This is a genomic window from uncultured Clostridium sp. (assembly GCF_900547735.1).
GTDB lineage: Bacteria > Bacillota > Clostridia > Lachnospirales > Lachnospiraceae > Otoolea.
The window spans coordinates 51072-60838 of record NZ_URHZ01000026.1 but is presented as its reverse complement, the minus strand read 5'-3'; the positions used below and the strand labels follow the sequence as shown (position 1 = coordinate 60838).

The window sequence follows — 9767 nt, the reverse complement described above, 5'->3', positions numbered from 1 at the left end:
CATCCCGAACCCCGACCGTCCCGGCGGCGTTCTCATTCCTCAATTAAATCCCCATATAGAAAGGAAAACAACCATGAAAGAGAATAAATACGACAATGACATATTTTTCGAGAAATACAGCCAGATGGACCGCTCCAAAGGAGGACTGGCCGCAGCCGGCGAATGGGAGACTTTAAAAGAGCTGCTTCCCGATTTCCAAGGAAAACGCATGCTGGATCTTGGATGCGGATACGGATGGCACTGCATTTACGCCATGGAGCAGGGGGCTGATTCGGCCGTGGGGATTGATATTTCCAGAAAGATGCTGGAGGTTGCCGGGGAGAAAACGAAATACTCTCAGGTGGAATATCAGTGCGTGGCCATGGAAGACATGGATTTTCCGGCAGAGAGTTTTGATATCGCGCTGAGTTCCCTGGCGTTTCATTATATTGAATCGTTTGATGCCGTGGCAAAGAAGGTACAGACCTTTTTAAAGCCGGGCGGAAGTTTTGTGTTCTCGGTGGAGCATCCTGTTTTTACCGCTTACGGGACACAGGACTGGTATTATGATGATAAAGGGGAGATTCTCCATTTCCCGGTGGATAATTATTATTATGAGGGAAAGAGAACCGCTAATTTCCTGGGTGAGGATGTTGTAAAGTACCATAAAACTCTGACGACTTATCTGAACGGCCTGCTCACAAACGGATTTGAAATTAAAAATATTGTGGAGCCGCAGCCGCCCACCCATATGATCGATACGGTTCCGGGCATGAGGGATGAGATGCGCCGCCCGATGATGCTGATTGTCAGTGCGGTAAAACGGTGATAGAACTCTACGGAGCGTTGATTGAATAATCCGCCGTTCTTGTTTATACTGAATTTGTACAGACTTACAGGAGGTAGAAAGAAGTGGACTATCATAAAGTGGGAACGCTCATATCGTCTTTGCGGAAGGAAAAAGGATATACGCAGAAACAGCTTGCAGAGATGATTCAGGTAAGCGACAAGGCCGTTTCCAAATGGGAACGCGGCATGGGATGCCCCGACGTTTCGCTGCTTGGAGAACTTTCTGCGGCCCTGGGGGTAAACATTGAGAAGATACTGACGGGGCAGCTTGACCCTAACAGTGAAGACGGAGGAAATATGAAACGGATTAAATTTTACATCTGCCCCGACTGCGGCAATATACTGACAGCCACAGGGGAAGCGGAGATTTCCTGCTGCGGAAGGAAGCTGGCGCCCCAGACGCCGCAGAAAGCAGACGGAATACACAGGCTCCATGTGGAGGAAATCGACGACGAATCCTATATCACATTTGAGCACGAAATGACAAAGGAACATTATTTGAGCTTTATAGCATATGTGAACTACAACAGCATTCACCTGGTGCGCCTTTACCCGGAACAGAGCGGTGAGGTGAGAATGCCGCGGATGCGCGGCGGTAAATTCTATTTTGGATGCAGCCGGGATGGAGTATGGGTGCAATGAATTGTCAGATAATTAATTTGTGAATTTAGAATGAATAAAGTGCCCTTCAGATTATAGTATCATGATTTGAAGGGTTATCTTTATATAAATGGAAGTTGCTTGGAAAAAGTAAGCTATTTGAATAGATAATGTGAAATAAAAAGGATGTAAGGAAAGGTGTGAAGAGAATATCTTTACACCTTTTATCTTATCATGCCGGAGAACGAAAAAATAAAGTAGAAACAGTAATAAAAACTTAATTGGTTTTTAGAATCACATATGAGATAATCAGAGAAAGCGGAACACTGGATTGAAATAACGTGTAACCGTGTGAAATAAAAATAGAGAATAGATTGAAATAAGGAGGAGATTATGCACGGCGGGTATTATATTCTGCTCATTGCAGGAACAGCGGCAGTTTTATATGGATGTGGGAAACCGGAGATGGCACGGCCCTCATTAGAACCGGCAGCGGCACAGAGTACAGAACCGGCGGCATCCCGGAGTGCCGAGCAGACAGTGGTTCAGGGTACAGGAGAAAATGCAGATTATAATTCGGATCCAGTTGCTGCCGGGGAACATGCACAGGATACTGGCAGTCAGGGGTTCCCGGAGGATGTATATACCGATGAGGCTCTCTCTTCCGACAAATTTTTTGAAAAGGACGGAAAATCATACGAGAAAGTTCCGGATCTTGTGGAGGGGAGATACAATTGGGCCAGCGCCTTGACCTCGGGGATGGCCGTGAAGGACGGGAATGGCTGTGAGAGCATTGATTACAATTCCCAGTCCCGCAGTTTCGAAAGGCTGGACGGAGGGAAGAAGCTGGGGGTGCGCAGATGGGACAATCTTCTCTACTCGGCCGGAGATTACCTGATTTTTGAGTATGACGGGACGGTGCATGTGTCGGAGCCTGATGACCTGTATCACCCTGTGCTCAGCTACGATAAGGGCGCCACTCATCAGATTGTCACAAAGGTTCCGGACGGCTATATGATCGCAGATGACCAGAAATATACAGTCGCATTCTATGATGAGGATTTCAAACTCACGAGACTGCGGGAAGGTTACCGCTATCTGGAAAATGGAAAGTGTTACTGCGACGGCCTGATGGCGGTCCGGGACATGAATACGGGCCTTATGGGATTTATGGATCAGTCCGGGGACATTGCAATCCCCTGCGAATATGGGTATGTCAGCGATTTTTCGAACGGTTACGCCTCTGTCCTGGCGGGGGGCAGCCTCCGTCCCTTTACAGAGGACGGCGGCACCATTTCCATGTTTGATGTGGACGGCGGACAGTGGGGGATCATTGACATTCATGGAAATTATGCGGTAGAGCCGTCGGAAAAATATGCGAATCCCGCTCCGGATCCAGACGCTCCCAGTACTTATTACTGTGGGTCCAGGCGGTTTTCAGAGGTGAGGGAGGATGGAACGGTAGATTTTATGGATGTCAGCGCGGCAGACAATCAGGTAATCGAGACGATCCGGCTCCACTGATTGAGTCCGGCTCCGCTGATTGAATCCTGAGCCACTGATTTAAAAAGGCAGCGCTCCCTTTTATCATTACAGATATGCCTCCCTTAAGTTCCGGCTTAAGAGAGGCATAATGAGTTTCCCTGATTGGGAGTATTTAACAGATCCGGGAGTAAAACTTCATCACAGAGCCGGGATAAATGCTCCTGAAGTAGCCCATGAGAACAGAGACGGCATCAGTACCATCACCACGGAGACAAACACAATCAGGGCGCTCAGCTTGATGACGTATTTGCCCAACTGACCGATGGTGCAGCCCACAATCGGACACATGACGAAGATGCACAGGCCGCAGAGCGGGCTGCAGAGACCGACTGCCTGGCACATGATAATTGCAACGATGGCCGTATAGGGATCCATACCGAAGCTGATAATGACCGGTGCAAACAGAGGGACCAGGATTGTCATTGCGGCGCCGCAGTCCATGAACGCGCCCAGGATCAGCATGCATACCAGAATCAGAAGAATCAGGAGCGTGCTGGAAACGCCGGAGCTTATCAGGGCGCCCGCCAGGCTGGCCGGGATGTCCAGCGCCCTCATGGCCGCTGAAAATACGTTGGACAGAGCAATCAGGAAGCAGAGAGGAGCGGCGTTCATCACGCATTTCTTTAGAATCGGAACGACATCCTCCACCCGGATTGTATGGTATACAAAAATTGCCACTATCATCGAATAAGCCAGACTCAGAACCGCGGCCTGGGCCGTGTCGGCAATGCCGCTGAAGATGGTGCCCAGAATCAGGACCGGAGTCAAAAGCGCCCAGATACTGTCCTTAAAGAGGGAACCAAAGCTCTGCTCGTGGAGCTTATCAACGGCGGCGCTGATTTTTATCTGATCCCCGTCGTTTTTCAGGCAGCAGTGCAGATAGGCATAGCCAATCAGCAGGAGACCTGCGCAGACACCGCCGACGGCAGCGATCTGGTACAGGGGAACCAGTTCCAGCCCTCCGGCCAGTCCGGCGGCTCCGGTCAGCGGCACGCTGGGAGGAATGACCATTCCGAGGCAGCCGGCCGACACCAGAATGCTGGCGCTGAAGAATTTATCATAGCCCATGCCGACCAGCATCGGGTAGCACATTGCGCCGACAGCCGCGGTTGTGGCGGGGCCGGAGCCCGAGATGGCGCCGTAAAACATACAGGTTGCTATGGAGATAATGGGCATAAATCCTTTTTTCTTTCCAAAGAAATAGGAAAAAGTATCGAAGATTTTATCGGTCAGTTTTCCTCTGGCCATAAATTCACCGGCCACCATGAAAAGTACAATGGTCAGCCCGACGTTATTGGCGACTGCGCCGTTAATTGCCTCACCGGCTACCTGCGTCCACATAAGAGGCGAGGCCGCGCCCATGAACAGCGGAATGCTGGCGGCCGATACCAGGATGCATCCGGCTATGGGCATTCCTACGAAGATTAATCCACAGAAGAAGAGTATCAGAAAAATAGCTGTCATGATTCAGCGCCTCCTTTCTTTGCCTGGGCAAACCGCATGATATACGCGACCGTTCCCAGGGCATAGCCCACAACCGGGGCGGCATAAGCCAGCGCCAGGGGAATTACAGGTGTTTTAGCGTTGACTGCTCCGGTGGAAACGGCATTCAGCAGATTCTGAATGCTGAACCAGCACATTAAAATCATCATGATAAACAGGACGGCGTCGCAGAAGATCTTCAGAAAGTTTTTAATACCCTCCGGATACAGGCCGACCACCATGTCGATCCGCATAAAGGCGGCTCTTTTCACCGCAGGCCCCAAAGCCAGAAATACCATCCAGCCGTAAGCGTAATAAGAAAACTGCATAAATAATGTCTTGATATCTTCCGAGATAAACTGAAACACCACGCTAAGCAGGGTGCAGACCGATGCGATGACAATCATAATCAGCATCAGATTCTGAGCCAGTTCGTCCAAGAAATCCTTCTTTTGTTCCATAACCCTCGTCTCCTTCCATTCTACATCGTTGTTTCGCAGTCCCCCAGCGTACCGAGCAGAAAATACCCGCGTTCGGGAATCTGTCTCACATATTGATCAAAAAACTTTACAAATTCAAACACATTTTCATCTGTCTTAAAAGCCGGATCCGAGTGCTCCGCACCCTCGAAAAGCCGGATGGAAATATGGCTGTCCCCCAGAAGTTCGGTATACTTCTGATAAAACTTTTCACACTGGCAGTAAGGAATTACATGATCTCCCGTACCGTGTTCCACATAAAACGGCGCTGTCCGGCTGTCCAGATGACAGATGGGGCTGGCATCCTTAAGACGTTCCGGATGCTCTTTCAGCGAATGGCCGAACATGAAGGCCTCGGCTCCGGATTCATAATCAAAACTGCGGTCCGGATAAGTGTTTATGCAGTCCTCAGCCCAGCTTGTGAAATCGTAAGCGCCGAACCAGACAAACACGGCCTGGACACTGCTGGAAAAGTCTGCGCAGCCCATAGTCAAATCTTCATATTGGGCATCTCCGTTTGTTGTTCCCATCATGGCGGCCAGATGCCCTCCGGCAGAATTGCCCGCGACTCCAATCCGTTCCGTATCCAGATTGTACTTTGCGGCGTTGGCCCGCAGAAACCGGACGGCAGCCTTGCAGTCATGCAGGGGGAGAGGCCATTTGGCTTCGTCCGAGAGTCTGTAATTGATGCAGCATACGGCGTACCCGGCATATAGAAGCCGGTAGATTTGCTGGGTCTGTACATGGTTTTTGTCACCGGTCAGCCACCCGCCTCCATGGATAAAAACAATCACCGGGTAAGGCCCTTCCCCCTCATTCGGAAGTACGATGTTGAGTTTCTGGGCGGCAGAGCCGCAGGAATAAGGCAGGTTTGTATAGGAACGGGAAAACCCGCTTAAATCGGTGCTCCTGGGGATTGTCTCGCTTCCGGGAATCGTGCGCAGCACATCCTCCTTTGTTACAGAATACATTTTTTCTCCTTTCCTTCAGGATGGGAACTTCTTTTCCCTTCTGAAAGCCATCTTTTTTAACTGATCACATTATATAGTTGAAATTGGAATTATTCTACAAAGGATCTTACTATCTTGTGTAAGAAACTTATCATTTTGTATACGGATTTATGGGGGTAAAAACCGGTTTTGAGAGTATTAACCAAATTATCTTCTCATTTCGTGAATTATTTTGTTATTGTTCACACCGCAATGTGCTGTGAACAATAACAAGCTTCGCGATGCACAGAAATGGCAAAGAACGCAATCTCGCGCCGCAGGCCCCGGGATTTTCACGAAAAACATGTGAAAATACCTCGCGTAAATACATCCTGAGTGAACAGTAACATTATTTTTCTATTTCCGCCGGCAGGGTACCCAATTTTATTGTAAAAAAAATTTCTTCTTGTTATAATTGGTGAAGTGGGAAGGAGGGCTCACATGTGGATTTACGACTATAAATCAGAAAAGGATAACCCCTACCGGCAGCAGCCGTTTGTAGAGATTACCCATATGTGCTATATTGATAACCTGCCGCTTTGGACATACCCGTGGCATGACCATAAAGATGTTTACGAGATCGCGTTTATTACCAGCGGATGCGGTCATCTCGTGATTGACAATCAGTCTTTTCCCGTAAAAAACGGCTCCGTTATTATCATACCGCCCGACATTGCCCACCGTTTCACGGCGGATGACGATACCGGCATGCAGTATTATACGCTGCGGTTTAAGGATACGCCGGAGGAGGGGGAATTCCAGACGTTCTTTCGCAGCCTGGGGCTGGCGGTTACATCGGGTCTTAACTGTCTTCCCTATATTCAGAGTACATTGCAATTGCTTTTTAATATCCATCATGCCAACGGCGGTATTGCGGACGGAGCATTCCAGTCAATCTGCCTGGGGCTTCTGGAGCTTACCCGGATTCTGTTCACCAATGAAACCATGACGCTGAGGATTGCGTCAAAATATTCCCTGAGCGATATTCTGAATTACATCCAGGACAACAGAGAACAGAAGATTACGCTGGAATCGCTGTCCAGCCATTTTAATATCAGCCCTTCACACCTGAGCCGGATCTTTGCCCAGGCCTATCATATGTCTCCGATTAATTACCTGATTCACTGCAGGATTACCTATGCAACAGAGTATCTGCTGAAATCGGATCTGACCATAACGGAGATCTCGGAACGCGTCGGTTATGATAACCCGACCCATTTTACCAACATGTTTACAAAACGAATCGGCTGTACGCCCAGCGAATACAGGGAGAGGAACGGACAGATTCCGCTGGAGGAGAAGGCGGAAGAATAATTTGGAAGGAGAAATACTTTGGGAAAAAGAAAACCGGTTCAGATTCTGTCACTGACAGATGCGGAAAAAAAGAAAATTACAGAGGAGATAAAGGCATTCTATCTGGATGTAAGGGGAGAAGAAATTGGAATTATAGAGGAACAGCAGATCATGGACTTTTTCCTCGAAACACTGGGGCCGGTTATTTACAATAAGGCGCTGGACGACGCCTTCCGCTGGCATAAGCAGGTGAGTGAGAACATGGAGTCGGATTATTACGGCTTATATAAGAATATCTGAGTATTCGAGCATCGATGGCGACAACGCGTGGTCCGCTTTTTTGATCCCGACGGCCATATAATAAAAGTGGGAGAAAATATGAAATTTGTCTGCAAAAGATTCCTCGACAGCGGCATGACGGCTGCGGAGACAGCGGCTCATATAAGAATTCCCGAGAAAATGGTACGCATGTCGGCGAATACAGAAAAATCAGATCAATAGGGGAACAGGATTAAGCCCGGGAATGGAGGTGAGGCGCCCGGATGGAGGAAAATCAAAGAGATAAAAGCAGTAAAAACAGAGACGGAAAGAGGCCGGACAAAAACGAAGAGCGGCCCGGCCCGGACAAAAAGAATGCACATCATAAAAGACGCCCCTGGAAAATCATGGACACGTTTCTTCTGATTCTCATCACCGTCTGCGCCGTATTGATTGCGGGGCATATCATGGAGGGAATCCGGCAGAGAAGCAGGGAAGAGGAAATCCGGAGGCTGGCGCTTCAGGAAACGCAGCAGACCCGGGCGGAAACCACGGCGGAGAGCATTGGGGAGACGGAGGAGGAGACAGCGCCCCGGGAGACGGAACGCTATCATTCTCCCGTGGATTTTGAAAGCCTCAGGGCGGTGAATCCCGATGTTGTCGCCTGGGTGGAGATACCCGGGACGGACATCAGTTATCCGGTCGTGCAGACAGGGGACAATGAGACGTATCTGAAACGTGATTTCGAGGGAAAGACCAGCGCATCCGGAGCTGTTTTCCTGGATATGGACAGCGATGCCGATCTTATGGGGCTGCACTCGATTCTTTACGGGCATCACATGAAAAACCAGACGATGTTCGCCCAGCTTGTGAAATTCAAGGAGGAAGCATTTTTTAAGAAGAACCGGGAGGTGATTCTCTATACGCCGGAGGCGGAGCTTCACCTGAGAACAATAGCGGCCGTGTACGGCGACGCAGACGGAGAGAAGAGAAGGACACAGTTCGCTGCCCGGGAGTCATTTGACGCCTATGTGGATGAGATGACGAAAAACTGCAGCTTCCGCGAACTGCCGGAAGGAGATATCGGGGGTCTGTATTCCTTTGTCACATGCAGCTATGAGTTCAATGACGCCCGTACCATTCTTTACGCGATCCGGGAAAACGAAGGGTCGGAATAAAGGAAAAAGGGACAAAAAGCCGCAGGCGGAGAAAAACAGCGGTAAATATTAAGTTTTTTGTAAATGTTATCCGTTTACAAGCCCATTTCCTTTGTGCTATATTACCTATAGTGCCGAGATCTGCCCATTTTCAGAGAGGCGCGCCGCAAGACGCCCTGCTCCGGGATGGATACATAAGCAGAAAATAAAAAGTACGAGGAGAAGACAATGAAAGGTATCGTTCTGGCAGGCGGTTCAGGAACACGCCTGTATCCGCTTACAAAAGTAACTTCCAAACAGTTATTGCCTATCTATGACAAACCGATGATTTATTACCCGCTTTCAGTTCTGATGAACGCTGGAATCCGTGATATTCTGATTATTTCCACACCGGATGATACGCCGAGGTTTGAAGAGCTGTTCGGCGACGGCCATCAGTTTGGCATCAATTTAAGTTATGCGGTACAGCCGAGTCCCGACGGGCTGGCCCAGGCCTTTATTATAGGAGAAGAATTTATCGGAGGTGATTCTGTCGCCATGATTCTGGGAGATAACATTTTCCAGGGCCAGGGACTCAGAAAGCGCCTGCGCGCCGCATCCTCCAAGGAGAATGGGGCCACTGTTTTCGGATATTATGTCGATGATCCGGAGCGTTTTGGTATTGTGGAGTTCGATGAGACGGGCAAAGCCATATCGATCGAGGAGAAACCCGAGAAACCGAAGTCCAATTACTGTGTGACAGGCCTCTATTTCTACGACAACCGCGTCGTGGAGTATGCGAAGAACTTAAAGCCGTCCGCCAGAGGCGAGCTGGAGATTACCGATTTGAACCGCATCTACCTGGAAAACGGCGATCTCGATGTCATCCTGATGGGCCAGGGATTTACCTGGCTGGATACGGGAACCCATGAGTCTCTTGTGGAGGCCACCAACTTCGTGAAGACGGTGGAGACACACCAGCACAGGAAGATTGCCTGCCTGGAGGAGATTGCATACTTAAACGGCTGGATCAGCCGGGATGAGGTTATGGCCGCATATGAGGTTTACAAGAAAAACCAGTACGGCAAGTACTTAAAAGATGTTCTGGACGGCAAATATGTAGACAAGCTTCAGGACAGATAGAACGTACGGCAGGG

General features: G+C 49.3%; 10 protein-coding genes and 1 pseudogene. 8 read left to right on the top strand and 3 right to left on the bottom strand.

What is annotated here, in order from left to right; translation table 11 throughout:
• Positions 1-73 precede the first annotated feature (73 nt).
• From QZT18_RS10430 to QZT18_RS10420, 3 genes are all read left to right on the top strand, one after another.
• On the top strand, positions 74-808 hold the full coding sequence (locus QZT18_RS10430; protein ID WP_294147486.1) for a bifunctional 2-polyprenyl-6-hydroxyphenol methylase/3-demethylubiquinol 3-O-methyltransferase UbiG: 735 nt from the start codon (positions 74-76) through the stop codon (positions 806-808).
• 83 nt (positions 809-891) lie between these two features.
• Positions 892-1470, top strand: coding sequence for a helix-turn-helix domain-containing protein (locus QZT18_RS10425; RefSeq protein ID WP_294147484.1), 579 nt, complete (start codon positions 892-894; stop codon positions 1468-1470).
• Positions 1471-1821: 351 nt separating this feature from the next.
• Entirely contained in the window at positions 1822-2952 is a 1131-nt protein-coding gene (locus QZT18_RS10420) for a WG repeat-containing protein (protein ID WP_294147482.1), read from the top strand.
• A 159-nt stretch (positions 2953-3111) separates the two neighbouring features.
• On the opposite strand, the gene QZT18_RS10415 is transcribed toward QZT18_RS10420, so the two are convergent.
• From QZT18_RS10415 to QZT18_RS10405, 3 genes are read right to left on the bottom strand one after another with little or no spacing between them, the layout of a single operon-like run.
• Complete coding sequence (locus tag QZT18_RS10415; protein ID WP_294147480.1) at positions 3112-4437, bottom strand: TRAP transporter large permease subunit; 1326 nt, start codon at positions 4435-4437, stop codon at positions 3112-3114.
• On the bottom strand, positions 4434-4916 hold the full coding sequence (locus tag QZT18_RS10410) for a TRAP transporter small permease (protein WP_294147478.1): 483 nt from the start codon (positions 4914-4916) through the stop codon (positions 4434-4436). Before QZT18_RS10410 ends, QZT18_RS10415 begins: the two co-directional genes overlap by 4 nt.
• 20 nt (positions 4917-4936) lie before the next feature.
• Positions 4937-5905, bottom strand: coding sequence for an alpha/beta hydrolase (locus QZT18_RS10405; RefSeq protein WP_294147476.1), 969 nt, complete (start codon positions 5903-5905; stop codon positions 4937-4939).
• 459 nt (positions 5906-6364) lie between these two features.
• Between QZT18_RS10405 and QZT18_RS10400 the strand changes: the two genes are divergently transcribed.
• The 5 genes and pseudogenes from QZT18_RS10400 (at position 6365) to rfbA (ending at position 9753) form a co-directional block, all read left to right on the top strand.
• Positions 6365-7237 (top strand): AraC family transcriptional regulator, encoded by an 873-nt coding sequence (locus QZT18_RS10400; protein WP_294147475.1) that lies wholly within the window; start codon positions 6365-6367, stop codon positions 7235-7237.
• An 18-nt stretch (positions 7238-7255) separates the two neighbouring features.
• Positions 7256-7516: a DUF2164 domain-containing protein gene (locus QZT18_RS10395; protein WP_294147474.1), complete on the top strand. Its 261-nt coding sequence runs from the start codon at positions 7256-7258 to the stop codon at positions 7514-7516.
• Positions 7517-7717: pseudogene (locus tag QZT18_RS10390) on the top strand (hypothetical protein); the annotation flags it as partial.
• A 41-nt stretch (positions 7718-7758) separates the two neighbouring features.
• Complete coding sequence (srtB, locus tag QZT18_RS10385) at positions 7759-8652, top strand: class B sortase (protein WP_294147472.1); 894 nt, start codon at positions 7759-7761, stop codon at positions 8650-8652.
• Between the two features lie 207 nt (positions 8653-8859).
• Positions 8860-9753, top strand: coding sequence for a glucose-1-phosphate thymidylyltransferase RfbA (gene rfbA, locus QZT18_RS10380; RefSeq protein ID WP_125143955.1), 894 nt, complete (start codon positions 8860-8862; stop codon positions 9751-9753).
• Positions 9754-9767 lie beyond the last annotated feature (14 nt).

Bases quoted from the DNA above. Each gene is read 5' to 3' on its own strand.
- QZT18_RS10430 (WP_294147486.1), top strand. From the start codon at position 74: ATGAAAGAGAATAAATACGACAATGACATATTTTTCGAGAAATACAGC.
- QZT18_RS10410 (WP_294147478.1), bottom strand. From the start codon at position 4,916: ATGGAACAAAAGAAGGATTTCTTGGACGAACTGGCTCAGAATCTGATG.
- QZT18_RS10405 (WP_294147476.1), bottom strand. From the start codon at position 5,905: ATGTATTCTGTAACAAAGGAGGATGTGCTGCGCACGATTCCCGGAAGC.
- srtB (WP_294147472.1), top strand. From the start codon at position 7,759: ATGGAGGAAAATCAAAGAGATAAAAGCAGTAAAAACAGAGACGGAAAG.
- QZT18_RS10420 (WP_294147482.1), top strand. From the start codon at position 1,822: ATGCACGGCGGGTATTATATTCTGCTCATTGCAGGAACAGCGGCAGTT.
- rfbA (WP_125143955.1), top strand. From the start codon at position 8,860: ATGAAAGGTATCGTTCTGGCAGGCGGTTCAGGAACACGCCTGTATCCG.
- QZT18_RS10415 (WP_294147480.1), bottom strand. From the start codon at position 4,437: ATGACAGCTATTTTTCTGATACTCTTCTTCTGTGGATTAATCTTCGTA.
- QZT18_RS10400 (WP_294147475.1), top strand. From the start codon at position 6,365: ATGTGGATTTACGACTATAAATCAGAAAAGGATAACCCCTACCGGCAG.